Source organism: Pseudomonas sp. MWU13-2100 (assembly GCF_023242365.1).
In the GTDB taxonomy this organism is placed as follows: domain Bacteria; phylum Pseudomonadota; class Gammaproteobacteria; order Pseudomonadales; family Pseudomonadaceae; genus Aquipseudomonas.
On record NZ_JALLIX010000036.1, the window covers coordinates 21,008 to 39,094 of the forward strand.

Annotated in this window: 17 protein-coding genes; 8 read left to right on the top strand and 9 right to left on the bottom strand. The window is 62.2% G+C overall.

Annotated features, from left to right (window positions below; translation table 11 throughout):
• Nucleotides 1–110: 110 nt before the first annotated feature.
• Both M5B99_RS22010 and M5B99_RS22015 read right to left on the bottom strand, forming a co-directional pair.
• Nucleotides 111–3,011 (bottom strand): ribonucleoside-diphosphate reductase subunit alpha, encoded by a 2,901-nt coding sequence (locus M5B99_RS22010; protein ID WP_248805969.1) that lies wholly within the window; start codon nucleotides 3,009–3,011, stop codon nucleotides 111–113.
• A gap of 17 nt (nucleotides 3,012–3,028) precedes the next feature.
• Nucleotides 3,029–3,601, bottom strand: a complete 573-nt coding sequence (locus M5B99_RS22015) for a hypothetical protein (RefSeq protein ID WP_248805970.1) — start codon at nucleotides 3,599–3,601, stop codon at nucleotides 3,029–3,031.
• 145 nt (nucleotides 3,602–3,746) lie between these two features.
• Between M5B99_RS22015 and M5B99_RS22020 the strand changes: the two genes are divergently transcribed.
• Complete coding sequence (locus M5B99_RS22020) at nucleotides 3,747–4,469, top strand: response regulator (RefSeq protein WP_248805971.1); 723 nt, start codon at nucleotides 3,747–3,749, stop codon at nucleotides 4,467–4,469.
• A complete protein-coding gene (locus M5B99_RS22025; protein ID WP_248805972.1) occupies nucleotides 4,466–6,076 on the top strand; it encodes an ATP-binding protein in 1,611 nt (536 codons plus the stop codon). Before M5B99_RS22020 ends, M5B99_RS22025 begins: the two co-directional genes overlap by 4 nt.
• A 9-nt stretch (nucleotides 6,077–6,085) precedes the next feature.
• Here M5B99_RS22025 and M5B99_RS22030 read toward each other — a convergent pair whose 3' ends face one another.
• Entirely contained in the window at nucleotides 6,086–6,811 is a 726-nt protein-coding gene (locus M5B99_RS22030; RefSeq protein ID WP_248805973.1) for a 4'-phosphopantetheinyl transferase family protein, read from the bottom strand.
• Nucleotides 6,812–7,029: 218 nt separating this feature from the next.
• Between M5B99_RS22030 and M5B99_RS22035 the strand changes: the two genes are divergently transcribed.
• Complete coding sequence (locus tag M5B99_RS22035) at nucleotides 7,030–7,707, top strand: response regulator (protein WP_100944205.1); 678 nt, start codon at nucleotides 7,030–7,032, stop codon at nucleotides 7,705–7,707.
• Nucleotides 7,704–9,050, top strand: coding sequence for an ATP-binding protein (locus M5B99_RS22040; RefSeq protein ID WP_248805974.1), 1,347 nt, complete (start codon nucleotides 7,704–7,706; stop codon nucleotides 9,048–9,050). Before M5B99_RS22035 ends, M5B99_RS22040 begins: the two co-directional genes overlap by 4 nt.
• Before the next feature lie 15 nt (nucleotides 9,051–9,065).
• On the opposite strand, the gene M5B99_RS22045 is transcribed toward M5B99_RS22040, so the two are convergent.
• Nucleotides 9,066–10,064 carry an AraC family transcriptional regulator gene (locus M5B99_RS22045; RefSeq protein WP_248805975.1) on the bottom strand — a complete coding sequence of 333 codons (999 nt, stop codon included), beginning with the start codon at nucleotides 10,062–10,064 and terminating at the stop codon, nucleotides 9,066–9,068.
• Nucleotides 10,065–10,398: 334 nt separating this feature from the next.
• Here M5B99_RS22045 and M5B99_RS22050 point away from each other — a divergent pair, with 334 nt between their 5' ends.
• Nucleotides 10,399–11,730 carry a dicarboxylate/amino acid:cation symporter gene (locus M5B99_RS22050; RefSeq protein ID WP_248805976.1) on the top strand — a complete coding sequence of 444 codons (1,332 nt, stop codon included), beginning with the start codon at nucleotides 10,399–10,401 and terminating at the stop codon, nucleotides 11,728–11,730.
• 142 nt (nucleotides 11,731–11,872) lie between these two features.
• Complete coding sequence (locus M5B99_RS22055) at nucleotides 11,873–13,054, top strand: CaiB/BaiF CoA transferase family protein (RefSeq protein ID WP_248805977.1); 1,182 nt, start codon at nucleotides 11,873–11,875, stop codon at nucleotides 13,052–13,054.
• A 163-nt stretch (nucleotides 13,055–13,217) separates the two neighbouring features.
• On the opposite strand, the gene M5B99_RS22060 is transcribed toward M5B99_RS22055, so the two are convergent.
• Both M5B99_RS22060 and M5B99_RS22065 read right to left on the bottom strand, forming a co-directional pair.
• Nucleotides 13,218–13,712 (bottom strand): SprT family zinc-dependent metalloprotease, encoded by a 495-nt coding sequence (locus tag M5B99_RS22060; protein ID WP_248805978.1) that lies wholly within the window; start codon nucleotides 13,710–13,712, stop codon nucleotides 13,218–13,220.
• Nucleotides 13,713–13,847: 135 nt separating this feature from the next.
• Nucleotides 13,848–14,450 (bottom strand): Yip1 family protein, encoded by a 603-nt coding sequence (locus M5B99_RS22065; RefSeq protein WP_100944199.1) that lies wholly within the window; start codon nucleotides 14,448–14,450, stop codon nucleotides 13,848–13,850.
• A 464-nt stretch (nucleotides 14,451–14,914) separates the two neighbouring features.
• Here M5B99_RS22065 and ttcA point away from each other — a divergent pair, with 464 nt between their 5' ends.
• Together ttcA and M5B99_RS22075 are read left to right on the top strand one after the other, a co-directional pair.
• On the top strand, nucleotides 14,915–15,739 hold the full coding sequence (gene ttcA / locus M5B99_RS22070) for a tRNA 2-thiocytidine(32) synthetase TtcA (protein ID WP_248805979.1): 825 nt from the start codon (nucleotides 14,915–14,917) through the stop codon (nucleotides 15,737–15,739).
• Complete coding sequence (locus tag M5B99_RS22075) at nucleotides 15,740–16,411, top strand: DNA-3-methyladenine glycosylase I (RefSeq protein WP_248805980.1); 672 nt, start codon at nucleotides 15,740–15,742, stop codon at nucleotides 16,409–16,411. It begins immediately after the preceding gene.
• Nucleotides 16,412–16,615: 204 nt separating this feature from the next.
• Here M5B99_RS22075 and M5B99_RS22080 read toward each other — a convergent pair whose 3' ends face one another.
• Genes M5B99_RS22080 through arsC form a run of 3 tightly spaced genes read right to left on the bottom strand, consistent with a single transcriptional unit; the run spans nucleotide 16,616 to nucleotide 17,980 of the window.
• A complete protein-coding gene (locus M5B99_RS22080; RefSeq protein WP_248805981.1) occupies nucleotides 16,616–17,032 on the bottom strand; it encodes a DUF2069 domain-containing protein in 417 nt (138 codons plus the stop codon).
• Nucleotides 17,025–17,630, bottom strand: a complete 606-nt coding sequence (wrbA, locus tag M5B99_RS22085; RefSeq protein ID WP_248805982.1) for an NAD(P)H:quinone oxidoreductase — start codon at nucleotides 17,628–17,630, stop codon at nucleotides 17,025–17,027. The genes M5B99_RS22080 and wrbA overlap by 8 nt, the downstream gene beginning before the upstream one ends.
• Nucleotides 17,627–17,980, bottom strand: a complete 354-nt coding sequence (gene arsC, locus M5B99_RS22090) for an arsenate reductase (glutaredoxin) (RefSeq protein WP_248805983.1) — start codon at nucleotides 17,978–17,980, stop codon at nucleotides 17,627–17,629. Before arsC ends, wrbA begins: the two co-directional genes overlap by 4 nt.
• Between the last annotated feature and the right edge of the window lie 107 nt (nucleotides 17,981–18,087).

Sequence of the window (18,087 nt, forward strand, 5' to 3'; positions counted from 1 at the left end):
TGGGGCTTTTTTGTGCCTGTGATATTTTGCCCGGCAAAAGAAAACCCCTGTCAGGCCGGGCCTGACAGGGGTTTCTCAACCCGCGCGATAAGGCGCGGGGCGGGCTCGGCTTATTGGCAAGCTTCGCAATCCGGCTCGTCGATCGCACAGGCCTTTGGCACTGGCGCCGGACCGGCTGGCGCGGTAGGCGCTGCCAGGACCGAATCGTCGCCGTGGTTGCCGCCGCTGGAAACAGCGTTCAGCTTGCCGGTGTTGATGGTCGACTTCTCGGTGCTGGTCGCGGCCAGGGCACGGAGGTAGTAGGTGGTCTTCAGACCACGGTACCAGGCCATGCGATAGGTCACGTCAAGCTTCTTGCCCGAAGCGCCGGCGATGTACAGGTTCAGCGACTGCGCCTGGTCGATCCACTTCTGGCGACGGCTGGCGGCATCGACGATCCACTTGGTTTCCACTTCGAAGGCCGTCGCATACAGCTCTTTGAGCTCTTGCGGGATGCGTTCGATCTGCTGCACGGAACCGTCGTAGTACTTCAGGTCGTTGATCATGACCGAGTCCCACAGGCCGCGAGCCTTCAGGTCGCGAACCAGGTATGGGTTGATCACGGTGAATTCGCCCGACAGGTTCGATTTCACATACAGGTTCTGGTAGGTCGGTTCGATCGACTGCGAGACGCCAGTGATGTTGGCGATGGTCGCGGTCGGTGCGATAGCCATGATGTTGGAGTTACGAATACCTTTCTGTACACGGGCGCGAACCGGTGCCCAGTCCAGGCTTTCGGTCAGGTCGACATCGATGTACTTCTGGCCGCGCGACTCGATCAGGATCTGTTGCGAATCCAGCGGCAGGATGCCCTTGGACCACAACGAGCCCTGGAATGTCTCGTAGGCGCCACGCTCGTCGGCCAGGTCACAGGAGGCCTGGATCGCGAAGTAGCTGACCGCTTCCATGGACTTGTCGGCGAAGTCGACGGCGGCATCCGAACCGTATGGGATGTGCTGCAGGTACAGCGCGTCCTGGAAGCCCATGATGCCCAGGCCGACCGGACGGTGCTTGAAGTTGGAGTTCTTCGCTTGCGGCACCGAGTAATAGTTGATGTCGATCACGTTGTCGAGCATGCGCACGGCGGTGTTCACGGTGCGTTGCAGCTTGGCCTTGTCCAGCTGGCCGTTGACGATGTGGTTCGGCAGGTTGATCGAGCCCAGGTTGCAGACGGCGATCTCGTCCTTGTTGGTGTTCAAGGTGATCTCGGTGCACAGGTTCGAGCTGTGCACCACGCCCACGTGCTGCTGCGGGCTGCGCAGGTTGCACGGGTCCTTGAAGGTCAGCCATGGGTGCCCGGTTTCGAACAGCATGGAGAGCATCTTGCGCCACAGGTCCTTGGCCTGGACGACCTTGAACAACTTGATCTTGTTGTACTCGGTCAGGGCTTCGTAGTACTCGTAGCGCTCTTCGAAGGCCTTGCCGGTCAGGTCGTGCAGGTCCGGCACTTCCGATGGCGAGAACAGGGTCCACTTGCCGTCATCGAAGACGCGCTTCATGAACAGGTCAGGGATCCAGTTGGCGGTGTTCATGTCGTGGGTACGACGCCGATCATCACCGGTGTTCTTGCGCAGCTCGATGAACTCTTCAATGTCCATGTGCCAGGTTTCCAGGTAGGCACAGACCGCGCCCTTGCGCTTGCCGCCCTGGTTGACCGCCACGGCGGTGTCGTTGACCACTTTGAGGAACGGCACGACGCCCTGGGATTTGCCGTTGGTGCCCTTGATGTACGAACCCAATGCACGCACCGGGGTCCAGTCGTTGCCCAGGCCGCCGGCGAATTTCGACAGCATGGCGTTGTCGTGGATCGCGTGGTAGATGCCCGACAGGTCGTCCGGCACGGTGGTCAGGTAGCAGCTCGACAGTTGTGGGCGCAGGGTGCCGGCGTTGAACAGGGTCGGGGTCGAAGCCATGTAGTCGAAGGACGACAACAGGTTGTAGAACTCGATGGCGCGCTCTTCGCGTTGCTTCTCTTCGATCGCCAGGCCCATGGCCACGCGCATGAAGAAAATCTGTGGCAGTTCGAAGCGGACGCCGTCCTTGTGGATGAAGTAACGGTCGTACAGGGTCTGCAGGCCCAGGTAGGTAAACTGCTGGTCGCGCTCGTGGTTGATCGCCTTGCCGAGCTTTTCCAGGTCGAACTCGGCCAGGACCGGGTTCAGCAATTCGTATTCGATACCCTTGGCGATGTAGGACGGCAGGGCCTTGGCGTACAGCTCGGCCATTTCGTGGTGGGTGGCGCTGTCGGCCACTTCGAGGAAGCTCAGGCCTTCGGCACGCAGGGTGTCCATCAGCAGGCGGGCGGTCACGAAGGAGTAGTTCGGCTCGCGCTCCACCAGGGTCCGGGCAGTCATCACCAGAGCGGTGTTGACGTCTTTCAGGGCCACGCCGTCGTAGAGGTTCTTCAGGGTTTCGCGTTGGATCAGGTCGCCGTCGACTTCTTCCAGGCCTTCGCAGGCTTCGCTGACGATGGTATTCAGACGGCCCATGTCCAGCGGCGCGACGCTGCCATCGGCACGGGTGATGCGGATCGACGGGTGAGCGTTGACCGGCTCATCGGAAGGGGCGCGGATGGCGCGTTCCTTGGCCCGCGAATCACGGTAGATCACATAGTCACGGGCGACTTTCTGCTCGCCGGCACGCATCAGGGCCAGTTCGACCTGGTCCTGGATTTCCTCGATGTGGATAGTGCCGCCCGAAGGCATGCGGCGCTTGAAGGTCGCGGTGACCTGTTCGGTCAGGCGGGCAACGGTGTCGTGGATACGCGACGAGGCGGCGGCGGTGCCGCCTTCAACTGCGAGGAACGCTTTGGTGATGGCGACGGTGATCTTGTCATCGGTGTAAGGAACGACAGTGCCGTTACGCTTGATCACGCGCAGTTGGCCCGGCGCGGTGGCGGACAGATCCAGATTCGAATCGGCGGCCTGCGGCACGGTGCCTTGCGGGTTCTCGCGAGTTGTGTCGGTTTGCATGGGTGTCTCCACGTTCTCTATGTTTGTTTGGGCACCATGAAGGTGCCCACCGTTCTGTCCTGAAGCACTACAACCGAACGATGTCGGGCATAACCACTTCGGGACAGAGGAAGAGGGCTTTCGGGCGCCGCTTCCATGCCGAAGTTTTCAACGCTGCGGGTCGTTGCCCCGAAGCAGTATTCCTGATGGGTGACAGCTTTGTCCTGCAACACCCGTACCGTTTTCCCGCGCAAGAAGGAAGAACGGCTGCCATCCGCGTATGCGGTTTGGGCTTTCAAATCGGTGTTTAGTTCAACCCCGCGCAGGCAAGAAAAGAGCTTGAGTTCCTGACGCGAAATGTGGTTGGGGATTTTGGGCGAAAACCCTACATGTTGGGTTTTTTTGCTGCCGAGATACAAGATAATGCGTTTTGGGGGCTGATTGCAACGTGCTGCCTGTGGATAAATCTGTGCGTAATTTGTGTATGAAAGCTTGAAAACTCGTGTAGGCCGCGGCAGGCCGGGATTGCGCCACCGGTCATTGTTTTTTACCGCCGCCAACCTTGTCCGCGGATTTTTGCGGGCGCGAACCCTATCACAAAAAAAGCCCATGACCGAGCGCCAATCCAGACGTGTGTGCGATGACCGTGTCGTTGCTACAATCGGCCGGCCTTACCCTTTCTATATCCCCCAAAATCATGACAAAAAGACGGGTGGATTCTTTCAATGCTGAACATTGACACGCAGAGGTCGCCCCGTGGAGCAAGCCTGGCAGGTATTGATAGTCGAGGATGACCAGCGGCTGGCCGAGTTGACCCGTGAGTACCTGCAGAGCAATGGCCTGCGGGTCGCCATCGAGGGTAATGGTGCCCGGGCCGCCGCGCGGATCATCGCCGAGCAGCCCGACCTGGTGATTCTTGATCTGATGCTGCCCGGCGAGGATGGCCTGAGCATCTGCCGCAAGGTGCGCGAGCGCTATGACGGGGTGATCCTGATGCTGACCGCGCGCACCGACGACCTCGACCAGATCCAGGGACTGGACCTCGGGGCCGACGACTATGTCTGCAAGCCGGTGCGCCCGCGCCTGTTGCTGGCGCGGATCCGTGCGTTGCTGCGGCGCGGCGAGCCGCTGCAGGGCACGGCCGAGGAAAAGGTCCGGCGCCTGCAGTTCGGCCCGCTGCTGATCGACAATGCCTTGCGCGAGGCCTGGCTGAGCGGTGTTGGGATCGAACTGACCAGTGCCGAGTTCGATCTGCTCTGGCTGCTGGTGGCGAATGCCGGGCGGATCCTTTCTCGCGAGGAAATCTTCACCGCCTTGCGCGGTATCGGTTATGACGGCCAGGACCGCTCCATTGATGTGCGTATTTCGCGTATTCGCCCGAAAATCGGCGACGACCCCGAACACCCGCGGCTGATCAAGACCATTCGCAGCAAAGGTTATCTGTTCGTCCCCGAAGCGTGCGCAGACCTGCCGTCGTGAACTCGATCTTCCTGCGCATCTATGGCGGCATGTGCGCCGCGCTGGTGCTGGTGGCGTTGCTCGGGGTGCTGGCCCTGCACCTGCTCAACCAGGTGCGCGGCGAGCAATATCGCGAGCGCCTGGCCCATGGCACATTCTCGCTGATGGCCGACAACCTGCGGCCGATGAACGAGATCGAGCGCCGCCGGGCCCTGGCGGTGTGGGAGCGTCTGCTGGGGATTCCGCTGGCCTTGCAGCCGCTGGCCGATGCGCACCTGGATCTCGGCCAGCGTACCCGGGTTCTGCGCGGCCAGGCCCTGGTGGAACAGACCGGGCCTTATGCGGCGAAGATCTATCGATTGGTCAGTGACCCGGAGCCGTTGGTCTTGACCGGGGAGGTCCAGCAAATCAGTGAGCAACTGGCCCGGGCGACCATCTACCTGTTGGCCGACGAGCTGGTGCGCTACCCGGATGCCGAGCAGCCGGCACGCCTGGCGGCGCTCAAGCGTGACAAGGGCTTTGGCTTCGACATGAAGCTGGTCACCCTGGACCAGGCCGATATGGATGCGGACCAGCGTCGGCGGATCAGCGAAGGCGACACGGTCATGGCCCTGGGCAAGGGCGGCGATTCGATCCGGGTGTTTGCCGGGTTGTCCGGTACGCCCTGGGTCCTGGAAATCGGCCCGCTGTATCAGATGAATCCCTATCCCGCGCAATGGCTGGTATTGATTGCCGTGCTCGGCTTGAGCCTGATCGGCCTGATCGTCTACCTGCTGGTGCGACAGCTGGAGCGGCGCCTGCGTGGGCTGGAGTCGGCGGCCACGCGGCTGGCCCAGGGCAACCTGGAAACCCGCGTGCCGGCCGGTGGCGCGGATTCCATCGGACGCTTGGCCGCGGCGTTCAATGGCATGGCCGAACACCTGCAGCGCTCGCTGATGATCCAGCGCGAGCTGGTGCGGGCGGTGTCCCATGAGCTGCGTACCCCGGTGGCACGCCTGCGGTTCGGCCTGGAAATGATTGGCGATGCGCAGACGCCCGAGGCGCGGCACAAATATATGGAGGGCATGGACGGTGATATCCAGGACCTCGACCGGCTGGTGGACGAGATGCTCACCTACGCTCGCCTGGAGCAGGGCACTCCGGCGCTGAATTTCCAGCGGATCGACCTCAGTGCTCTGGTTGACCAGGTGATCGGCGAACTGGCGCCGTTGCGGGTGGAGGTGCGGGTGACGCGCGGGCAGTGCTTTGCGCAAGCCTCGGGGGACGAGGTCTGGGTCGAGGCCGAACCGCGTTACTTGCATCGGGCCCTGCAGAACCTGGTCAGCAATGCGATGCGCCACGCGCAGTCGCAGGTCTGCATCAGCTACCAGGTCGGGCCGTTGCGTTGCCGGGTGGATGTCGAGGACGACGGCCCCGGGGTGCCGGAAAGTGCCTGGGAGCGGATCTTCACGCCGTTCATGCGCCTGGATGACAGCCGGACCCGGGCGTCGGGCGGGCACGGCCTGGGGTTGTCCATCGTGCGGCGGATCATTCACTGGCACGGGGGGCGGGCGCTGATCGGCAAGAGCCAGTTGCTCGATGGCGCGTGTTTCAGCCTGAGCTGGCCGCGTTATCAGGACAAGGCCTGACACGGCGGTTCACGCCGGGACGGCGACCAGGCTCAGCAATTGCCCGTCATGCAGACCGAACTGCGCCTGCAGTTGCGTGCCATGGCACCACTCACTGGACAGGTCGGTCAGCAGGCGCAGGCGTACCTGCCCACTGATATCCCACTCCAGCACCTCGGCGTGTTCGAAGTAAAAGCGTTTGCGCACCAGCGGGTAGAGCGCCTTGAACAGGCTTTCCTTGACCGAGAAGGTCAGGGTCACCAGCAGGGCGAGCTGTTCGGCTGGGCCCGTGGCCAGGCGCTGCATCTCCGCCGGGATGAGGATTTCACCAGCCAGCCGCTCGGCCCGCTCGGCGCTCAGCAGGTCTTCCAGGTCCATGCCCAGGCCTTGCCAGTGGCGTTTGGGTGCGACGATGGCGGCGGCCCGGCCGGTGCCGTGGGTGATGGAACCGGTAATATGCGCCGGCCAGATCGGCGCACGGTCTTCACCGATGGCCGGAACGCAGTCGGTACCGTCCAGTTGCCGCAGGGCGGCGCGGGCGCAGAGGCGCCCGGCGAGAAACTCGGCCTGGCGCTTGGCCACCGAGCGTTGAATGCTCGCCGGCGGGTCGATGCGGCTACGTTGGAAGTCGTCTACTGCGAGCTGCGACGGGCTGAACCGGGTGCTGAGCAAGACGCAGTGTGCCAGCGCCTCGGGCAACGGCCAGTGGGCGTCGAGGGGCGTGCAGCAAACGGGCAGGGCGGGGAGGTCGTTCATATCGGGCATTTTGCCGGGTTGCGGCGGCGCTTTCCAGATCCGATTCCCTTGTCCATCCAAATGTGTTCAGGGGGAGTTCAGGGCTGCTTGTTTACTCTGTATCAATGATGATGCGTGAATCTGCTGCCGGCTGGTCGGCCGTGTCTTTCATGAAACACTTTGGCAGAACTGAGTTACCGTTACGGGCGAAGCGATGCCGGTAGCGTTGGGAGAACACTATGAAATTGCTGGTGGTAGAAGACGAGGCGTTGTTGCGCCATCACTTGCAGACCCGCTTGAGCGACAGTGGCCATGTGGTCGAGGCGGTGGGCAATGCCGAAGAGGCACTGTACCAGACCGAGCAGTTCCATCATGACCTGGCGGTGATCGATCTCGGCCTGCCGGGCATGGGCGGTCTGGACCTGATCCGTCAACTGCGCTCGCGCGGCAAGGTTTTCCCGATCCTGATCCTCACCGCGCGCGGCAACTGGCAGGACAAGGTCGAAGGCCTGGCCGCCGGTGCCGATGACTATCTGGTCAAACCCTTCCAGTTCGAGGAACTGGAAGCGCGGATGAATGCCTTGCTGCGGCGTTCCAGCGGTTTCACCCAGTCGACCATTACCGCCGGGCCCCTGCTGCTGGACCTCAATCGCAAACAGGCCTCCCTCGACGACCAGCCCCTGGCCCTGACCGCCTACGAATACCGGATTCTCGAATACCTGATGCGTCACCACCAGCAGGTGGTGGCCAAGGACCGCCTGATGGAACAGCTGTACCCGGACGATGACGAGCGTGATCCGAATGTGATCGAAGTGCTGGTCGGGCGCTTGCGGCGCAAGCTGGAAGGGCCGGTCGGGTTCAAGCCGATCGATACCGTGCGAGGCCTGGGCTACCTGTTCAACGAGCGCTGCCGGTGATTCGTTCGCTACGGGTGCGGCTGATGCTGGCCGCCACCATCCTGGCGATATTGTTCATGCTGGCCTTGTTGCCGGCGATGCAGGGGGCGTTCAGCCTGGCATTGCAGGACTCCATCGAGCAACGCCTGGCTTCGGACGTGACCACGCTGATTTCCGCGGCGCGCATCGAAAAACAGAAGCTGCAGATGCCCGAACTGCTGCCCGACGAGAGATTCAATCTACCCGACAGCCGCCTGCTGGGTTATATCTTCGACCGCGAGGGGCGCCTGGTCTGGCGCTCGCGGGCGACCCAGGAAGAACACATCAATTACCGCCCGCGGTATGACGGGCGCGGCAACGAATTCGCGAAAATCCGCGAGGACAACGGTAACGAATTCTTCGTCTACGACGTCGAGGTCAAGTTGCTCGGCGGCAAGAGCGCCGCCTACAGTTTTGTCGCCCTGCAACCGATGCGCGAATACAACATGACCCTGGCCGGCCTGCGGGAAAAGCTCTACCTGGGCTTCGGCGCGGCTTTGTCCGTGCTGCTGGCCCTGCTCTGGCTCGGCCTGACCTGGGGCCTGCGCGCGCTACGGCGGTTGAGCCAGGAACTGGACCAGATCGAGAACGGTGAGTTGGAAAGCCTCAGCGAGGAACATCCACGGGAATTGCTACGCCTGACGGGCTCCCTCAACCGCCTGTTGCGCAGCGAGCGTGAGCAGCGCAGCCGCTATCGCGACTCCCTCGACGATCTGGCCCACAGCCTGAAAACACCCCTGGCGGTCCTGCAAGGGGTCAGCGAGGGCATGGCGCAGCGGCCCCAGGATCGCGATCAGGCCCGGGTCCTGCAGAGCCAGATCGAACGGATGAACCAGCAGATCAGCTACCAGTTGCAGCGCGCCAGTTTACGCAAGAGCGGACTGGTCCGGCATCAGGTCGAACTGCGCCCGGTGCTCGACAGCCTGTGCAGCACCCTGGACAAGGTCTATCGCGACAAGCAGGTCGTGGTCGAGATCGATGTGCCGCAGTTCAGCCATGTACCGATCGAGCAGGGCGCGTTGCTGGAACTGTTGGGCAACCTGCTGGAAAACGCCTACCGCTTGTGCCTGGGCCAGGTGCGGGTCAGCCTGCGCCGGGGGTTGCAGGGGATCGAAGTGTATGTCGAGGACGATGGGCCAGGAGTACCGCCCGACCAGCGTGCGCGGGTGCTGCAGCGCGGCGAGCGCCTGGACCGTCAGCATCCGGGGCAGGGCATCGGCTTGGCGGTGGTTCAGGACATTATCCAGAGCTATGACGCTGAGATGACCCTGGGGGATTCGACCCTGGGGGGCGCCTCGTTCCGCATTCATTTCCCGCCGCAATAACCGCCGGGCCCATCTCTACAGTTCCTGGGCGCGATAGGCTCCGGGGGTCAGGCCGGTCCACTTCTTGAACGCCCGGTGAAAGGCCGAGGGCTCGGAAAAACCAAGCTGTTCGGCGATCTGTTGCAATGACCGTTCGCTACGGCCCAGATGGTAGATGGCGATGTCCCGCCGCAGTTGATCCTTGAGTTCCTGAAAACTCGTGCCTTCCTCGCGCAGGTGCCGCCGCAGGGTCTGCGGGCTGATGTGCAAGTGCTGGGCGACGGCTTCCAGGTCCGGCCAGCGACTGGCATCCCGGCTGAGCAGGCGCCGCAACTGGCTGCTCAGGCTGTCGCCATCGTCGGGGCGGGCCAGCAGGTCGGCGGGGGCGCGGCCGAGGAACTGTTTGAGGGTGCGCTCGTCCTGCTGCAACGGCATGCCCAGGTGACGGCTGCTGAACAGCAGGCTGCTGGTGGCGGCGTCGAAGCTCAGGGGGCAAGGAAACAACAGGTCGTATTCACTGGCGTGGTCGGGCCTCGGGTAGCCGAAACTGGCCTCGAGCAGGCGAATGCGTTGGCCGATCAGCCAACTGCCCAGGCGGTGCCAGACCACCAGCAGGCATTCGCTGAGAAAGTGATCCGGGTCCCACAGGTTCGAGGTGTCCAGGCTCAGGCGCGCGCAGTCGCCTTCGCGGCTGAGCTGCAGGCGGGGCGCGTCGGGGAACAGGCTGTAGAACCGCAGGCCACGGCTCAGGGCCTTTTCCAGGGTCGGACAATGAATCAGCGCATGCATCATCATGGCGAAGGTACCGCGCCGGCAGCGGACCTGGCCGAACCCCAGGTATTCGTCGTCCAGTTCCAGCCAGAGTCCTTGCAACAGCTGGGTGAACTGCTCTGGCGCCAGGCGTGCCCGCGGTTCGTCGAGCCACTGCGCGGCGATGCCCAGGCGTTGCAGCAGCGGTGCACAGTCGTGACCTTGCCGACGCGCGCCTTCCAGGGCGGCGCGGGCGAAGTGGCTGGCGATGCTGCGTTCACGCATGGGGTGGTTCCGTCCATTGGGTGATCGATGTTAGTCATGGAAATGGCGCAGGAACAAGGCGGATATCCGCCAAATCCTCGGGTGCTTTGGGGTGGATGGGCGGAAAACCGCCATCTATGCTGTAAGGGGATAGCGCGATAAACCCCGTCAGCCATGATGGCTAAAGGCTTAGCCGCTATTTCGCAAAAGTGGCACGGGCCTTGCGAAGGGTTAAGTGGTCTGCCCCACGCAGTTCGATAAAAAACAAAAATCCCTCCGGTGCAGGAGGGTTCGTGCTTCAGGTCCCATGGCCGCTGATGGATAACGGGCGTGTGATCTCTTGAGGAACTTTGCAATGACGACTCGTCAGCCCCTGTACAAATCCCTGTATTTTCAGGTGGTCGTAGCCATCGCTATCGGCATCCTGCTTGGCCATTTCTACCCACATACCGCCGTGGCCCTCAAGCCACTGGGTGACGGCTTCATCAAGCTGATCAAAATGGTCATCGCCCCGATCATCTTCTGCACCGTCGTCAGCGGCATCGCCGGCATGCAGAGCATGAAAGCGGTCGGCAAGACCGGCGGTTATGCGCTGATGTACTTCGAAGTGGTATCGACCATCGCCTTGCTGATCGGCCTGGTAGTGGTCAACGTCATCCAGCCGGGCGCCGGCATGCACATCGACGTGGCGACCCTGGACGCTTCGAAAGTCGCGGCCTACGTCACTGCTGGCGCAGACCAGAGCGTCGTCAGCTTTATCCTGAACGTGATCCCGAACACCATCGTCGGTGCCTTCGCCAACGGCGATATCCTGCAAGTGCTGATGTTCTCGGTGATCTTCGGTTTCGCCTTGCATCGCCTGGGTGCCTACGGCAAGCCACTGCTGGACTTCATCGATCGTTTCGCCCACGTGATGTTCAACATCATCAACATGATCATGAAACTGGCGCCACTGGGCGCGCTGGGTGCCATGGCGTTCACCATCGGTGCCTACGGTGTGAGCTCCCTGGTGCAACTCGGTCAGTTGATGATCTGCTTCTACATCACCTGCATCCTGTTCGTGGTGGTGGTGCTGGGCGCCATCTGCCGTGCCCACGGCTTCAGCGTGTTGAAACTGGTCCGCTACATCCGTGAAGAGATGCTGATCGTACTGGGTACTTCCTCTTCGGAATCGGCCCTGCCACGCATGCTGATCAAGATGGAACGCCTGGGCGCGAAGAAATCGGTCGTCGGTCTGGTGATCCCGACCGGTTACTCCTTCAACCTCGACGGTACCTCGATCTACCTGACCATGGCGGCCGTGTTCATCGCCCAGGCGACCGACACCCACATGGACATCACCCACCAGATCACCCTGTTGCTGGTGCTGCTGCTGTCCTCCAAAGGTGCCGCAGGCGTGACCGGTAGTGGCTTCATCGTCCTGGCGGCGACCTTGTCGGCTGTAGGTCACCTGCCGGTGGCCGGTCTGGCACTGATCCTCGGTATCGACCGCTTCATGTCCGAAGCCCGTGCCCTGACCAACCTGGTGGGCAACGCCGTGGCGACCCTGGTGGTGGCCAAGTGGGTCAAGGAGCTGGACGAAGACAAACTGCACACCGAACTGGCTTCCGGCGCTCGTGGTATTGAAGACGAACGCGCACAGGACGACCTGGGCGTGGCTGAAGGCTCGGCGCCAAGCGTCAAGTAAGCTTTAGCGGCCATGAAAACCCATCTTCGGATGGGTTTTTTTATGCCTGGGCAGTTATGTCCGGAGCGCTGAACGTTGGGGCTTGCCGCCGGAGGGTGGGCTGCCTACCCTGGAGCCTGTCGATCTGGAAGAAGGAAAGCCCATGCACGGTCCGCTGGCGTCACTCAAGGTACTGGATTTCTCGACATTGCTGCCGGGACCGTTCGCCTCGCTGTTGCTGGCGGACATGGGCGCCGAGGTGTTGCGTATCGAGTCACCCGTGCGCCCGGACCTGTTGCGGGTATGGCCGCCCCACGACGGCGACGTTTCCGCCAGTCATGCCTGGCTCAACCGCAACAAGCGCAGCCTGGCCCTGGACTTGAAGCAGACCGCGGCTGTGGTGCTGATCCATGAGCTGGTGCGCGAGCATGACATCCTCCTGGAGCAGTTTCGCCCCGGGGTGATGGACCGGCTGGGCCTGGGCTATGAAGCCCTGAAGGCGATCAACCCGCGCTTGATCTACGTGTCGATCACCGGCTACGGCCAGACCGGCCCCTACCGCGATCGTGCCGGCCATGACATCAACTACCTGGCGTTGTCGGGGCTGGCCAGCTACACCGGGCGTCGGGAGGGCGGGCCGCTGCCCCTGGCGATGCAGGTGGCGGATGTGGCGGGCGGTTCGCTGTATGGCGTGGTCGGCCTGCTGGCGGCGGTAATCGCCCGGCAGCAGACGGGGTTGGGGCAGTATGTCGATGTCAGCATGACCGACGGTGCCTTCAGCCTGAACGCCATGGCCGGGGCCGGTTTCCTCGCTTGCGGGGTAGCGCCCGTGGCCGAGGGACAGATGCTCAATGGCGGCAGTTTCTACGACTATTACCGGAGCCGGGATGGGCGCTGGTTTGCCGTGGGCAGCCTGGAACCGGCGTTTCTGCGGCAGTTGTGCGAGGCCTTGGGGCGGGCGGAGCTGACGGCCCAAGGGTTTTCGTCCGAGCCTGAGGCGCAACAGGCGTTGAAGCAGGCGTTGCAAATCGAGTTTGAAAAGCGTGATTTCGACGAGCTGTGCGCGTTGTTTGCCGGGTGGGATGCCTGCGTCGAGCCGGTGCTAAGCCTGGGCGAGGCGGTTGAGCATCCACAGTTGCGAGCCCGGGAGGTGGTGGTGCAGGTGCCTCGAGGGAATGGTAGTACGCAGGCGCAGATGGCCTGTCCGTTGAAGTTTTCCCAGGGCTTGCCGGCGCCCAGGCATATTGGCGCACGGTTGGGCGAACATGGTGATGAGGTTTTACGCGAACTGGGGTATAGCGAAGAGCGGATAGCGGTGTTGCGAGAGGCGGGGGTCATAGTCTGATGCACTGGCGTCTGTCCCATGGCTTTCGCGGGCAAGCTCCGCTCCCACAGGTTCCCGGTCGTACACAACGTCCGGATTCACCCAGGAGCCTTGTGGGAGCGGAGTTTGTCGGATCGCCGCACTGCCGCGAAAGGGCCCGCAAGGCCACCATCACTTGGAAAGCTTACTCCACTCGCATTTCGCCGCTGAACACCAACGTACTTCGGCAGCGCCGGCACAGATAACGCCGCCCCTCGCTCACCAGCCGATGACGCTGGCCGGAAAACGCAAAGTCGCTGTCGGCGCACGGGCAGCGGTAGATATAGCGCGTCACCCGGCGGCGCTGGACTTCATAGGTGTGGCAGCGATTGGGCGGCAATTCGTAGACCCCGCGCATGATCAACTGCCACTCCTCGCCATGGGGCTGGATGTGTCCGCCGAACAACTGGTGGGCAATCAGGTGCGCCACCTCGTGGGCCACGGTCTGCTTGAGGAAGTCTTCGCTGTTTTCCCGGTACAGCTGCGGGTTGAAGCGCAGCAGGTTTTCATGCAAGTGCGCCACGCCGGCTTTCTGGCCGCGTAACTTGAGGCTGACCAGCGGACGCTTGAAAGGTCGTTTGAAAAAGGATTCGGCTTGTTGGAAACAGTCTTCGACGCGGGTCTTGAGTTGCTCGGGCATGCTGTACGGATCTCCAGAGACGTCGAGTATGCCGTAAACCCGGGGATTTCCGAATCCGCCAGGCGCCGAATGGTCATGAGGCATTAAAAGGCCGCCTTGCGGCGGCCTGTGTTGGCAGTTATGGCTTTGTTTTATTCAGTTGGTGTACACCGGGCCGACGCCCAGGCCCCAGACAATCACGGTAAAAGCCATGATCGCCACCAGCACCACCAGGCCGACGGCCAGGACAGAGCTGGAGAACAGGAACCCTTCGTCCGAAGGGATGTTCATGAAGGTCGGCAGGCCGACGTACAGCAGATAGACGGTGTAGCAGATGGCTGCCGTGCCGACGATCATCCCCAGCCACATATGCGGGTAGAGCGCCGCAAGGCCGCCGATGAACAGTGGTGTGGCGGTGTAGGTGGCGAAGGCCACGCAACGGGCCAGGCTCGGGTTGGCGTCATAGGTGCGGGCCATCCAATGGATGAACGCGCCCATCACCGCCACGCCGCCGAGCATGGCGATATAGGACATCAGGGTCATCCAGATGGCGCTGTCCTGGGTCAGCATCACCGGCGCGCGGTTGCCGATGACCCAGCCGATCCGAGTGGTGCCGATGAAGGCCGAAATGGCCGGGATGGCAGCCAGGATCAGAGTGTGGGTGAGGTACATGTGGCCGATGCTTTCCTCGGCGTCGCCACGGATTTGTCGCCACTCCTGATCGGGGTGGGTGAACAGTCCGACTACGTGATGGATCATGCCAGTCACTCCTTTTGTTATTGCCATCGCCCCCCGGTGGAGCGCCTGCGGGCCAAGTGGCCGAAGTCAGGTCTGGATTTGTATGCGACCTTATGTCGCAGTATAGGGAGTGGGAGAGGTTCGCTTTAGAGCAAATCGAACTGTCGGGTGGGGCTGTAATCGCATTGTCGTATTTGTTTTCTGGACTTGTGAACCTGTGGAACCTGTGGAACCTGTGGAGCATATGGAACCTATGGGGGCATATGGAACCTGTGGAGGCATATGGAACCTGTGGGAGCGGTGCTTGCCCGCGAAGCTTTTAGCGTTCTCAAGGGCCTCTTCGCGGGCAAGCACCGCTCCCACACAAGCAGCTCCCACACAAGCAATCCTCCCGCCACGGAGTCTTCGCCTACCGTGGGTTTATGCGTAAAATAATCGGCTTTTCGACACACCTCGCGCGGATTTCAAGGGTTAAGGCAAGAGCTATGGGCACTCTTTCGGTCAATCAGAACAAACTGCAGAAACGCCTGCGCCGGCAAGCGGGTGAGGCGATCGCCGACTTCAACATGATTGAAGAGGGTGACAAGGTCATGGTCTGCCTGTCCGGCGGCAAGGACAGCTACACCATGCTCGACGTTCTGATGCACTTGCAGAAAGTGGCACCGATCAAGTTCGACATCGTCGCCGTGAACATGGACCAGAAGCAGCCCGGTTTCCCCGAGCATGTGCTGCCCGCCTACCTTAAGGAACTGGGCGTGGAGTATCACATCGTCGAGAAGGACACCTACTCGGTGGTCAAGGAACTGATACCCGAAGGCAAGACCACCTGTTCCCTGTGCTCGCGCCTGCGTCGCGGCACGCTGTACACCTTCGCCGACGAGATCGGCGCGACCAAGATGGCCCTCGGGCATCACCGCGACGATATCGTCGAAACCTTTTTCCTCAATATGTTCTACAACGGCTCGCTCAAGGCCATGCCGCCCAAGCTGCGGGCCGACGACGGGCGCAACGTGGTGATCCGGCCGCTGGCCTATTGCAGCGAGAAGGACATCCAGGCCTACTCGGACCTCAAGCAATTCCCGATCATTCCCTGCAACCTCTGTGGCTCCCAGGAAAACCTGCAACGCCAGGTGGTCAAGGACATGCTCCAGGAGTGGGAACGCAAGAACCCCGGGCGTACCGAAAGCATCTTCCGTGGCTTGCAGAACGTTGTGCCGTCGCAACTGGCCGACCGCAACCTGTTCGACTTTACCCACCTTCGAATCGATGAGACCGCCGCATCGCGCTTCGTCAACGTAGTGAACCTCTGAATGCGTGACTACAAGTGGTTGCATGAGTACTGCCTGAACCGCTTTGGTTCGGCCGCCGCGCTGGAGGCTGAATTACCGGTACCGGCCAGTCCACGGCAATTGCGTGAACTGGCGGACGACCGTTATCTGTCGATGATCGCCTTGCGGGTCTTTCGCGCCGGCCTCAAGCACAGCCTGGTGGATGCCAAGTGGCCGGTGTTCGAGCAGGTATTTTTTGGCTTCGATCCGGAAAAAGTGGTGTTGATGGGCGCCGAGCATCTGGAGCGCCTGATGCAGGATGCGCGGATCATTCGTCACCTGGGCAAGCTCAAGAGCGTGCCGCGCAATGCGCAGATGGTGCTGGACGTGGCCAGGGAGAAGGGCAGCTTCGGTGCGTTGATCGCAGATTGGCCGGTCACTGAAATCACCGGATTGTGGAAGTACCTGGCCAAGCATGGCCATCAATTGGGCGGGCTGTCGGCGCCGCGTTTCCTGCGAATGGTCGGCAAGGACACTTTCGTTCCGACCTATGATGTGGTGGCGGCGCTGAATGCGCAGAAGATCGTCGACAAGGTGCCCACCAGCCTGCGTGACCTGGCGATCGTGCAGGACGCCTTCAACCAGTGGCATGCCGAAAGCGGCCGGCCGATGTGCCAGCTGTCGATGATGTTGGCCTATACCACCAATCATTGAGACGCTGGACTTGCATGGCGAGCGAGTACCGGTGGCGAGCGGGCTTGCCCGCGCTGGGGCGCGAAGCGGCCCTAGAACCGCTGGTTGCGGTGTATCAGGTGGAGCGAGGTGTCTGATTTTACGGCTGCTTCGCAGCCGAACGCGGGCAAGCCCGCTCGCCACCGGTACTCACTCGCCACAGGTCCTCACTTGGTGCAGTCACTGCTACGCTTGGCCTTCCCCGGCCAACCGCCGATTCAACTGATGACGCCAGCGCACATAGACCATTGCGCTGCAGAACACCGCCACGCTCGCGGTCATCTCCAGCACACCGAACAGTTGCCGATTGGGATCGAACGCCGCCAACGCCCCCTTGATGAAGTACAGGTTCACCACATAGCAGGTGAACGAGTGTCCGCGCGCGCTGCCCAGCAACATCCCCGGCAGCAGGAGCAGCAGCGGCACCAGTTCGATCGACAGGATCACCCAGGGCCGCGCACCGTGCAGGTCGGCGAACACCAGGTAATAGACACTCAGAAAGACCATCATTGCGAGAAAACAGGCCAGCGCCAGGCCGCGGCTCCAGCGCACGCGCGGTTCCAGCCAGGCCTGGGACGGCAACACCTTGGGCTTCCTAGCCACGGCCGTTCTCCAGGTTCAGGGCGGTCTTCGCCAGGCGTAGGCCGAGTGCCCGGCACAGGGCGATTTCATGTTCGTCCAATGCGCGTTTGCCGTCGACCCCGGTATGGTGACTGGCGCCATAGGGCGTACCGCCACCGCGGGTGTCCAGCAGCGCCGACTCGCTATAGGGCAGGCCGGTGACCAGCATGCCATGGTGCAACAGCGGCAGCAGCATCGACAACAAGGTGCTTTCCTGGCCCCCATGCAGACTCGACGTCGAGGTGAAGACCCCGGCCGGCTTGCCCACCAGGGCACCGGTCAGCCACAGGTTGCTGGTGCCGTCGATAAAGTACTTCAGCGGCGCCGCCATATTGCCGAAGCGGGTCGGGCTGCCCATGGCCAGGGCCGCGCAGTGCTTCAGGTCGTCGAGGCTGGCATACAGCGCGCCTTCCTCGGGAATCTCTGGCGCCACGGCTTCGCACTGGCTGGAAATCGCCGGTACGGTGCGCAGGCGCGCTTCCAGTCCGGCCTGCTCGACGCCACGGGCAATCTGCCGGGCCATTTCGCGGGTGGAGCCGTTACGGCTGTAGAACAACACCAGAACGTAAGGCGAACTCACGGCAGGATCTCCAGCACATTTTCCGCCGGCCGGCCGATGACCGCCTTGTCACCGGCCACCAGGATCGGCCGCTCCATCAGCCTGGGGTGTCCGGCGATGGCGGCGATCAGCTGTTCTTCGCTGAGCTGGCTGTCGGCCAGGTTCAACTGCTTGTACTCCTCCTCGCCGGTGCGCAGCAATTGCCGCGCACCGATGCCGAGCTTGCCCAGCAACGCCTTGAGTTGCGCGGCGTTCAGCGGGGTTTCCAGATAGTGTACGACGGTGGGCGTGAGGCCACGGGCCTGGAGCAGTTCCAGCGCACCGCGGGATTTCGAGCAGCGCGGGTTGTGATAAAGCGTCAGATCGGTCATGTGCGGGTCGCATCTTGCGTAAGGTGGCGGGTATTCTACCTCTCTGACGGGTGCTCCTGAACCTTGAGAGGTAAAGGGTCGCAGTCGATGACTCAATTGATGGGGGA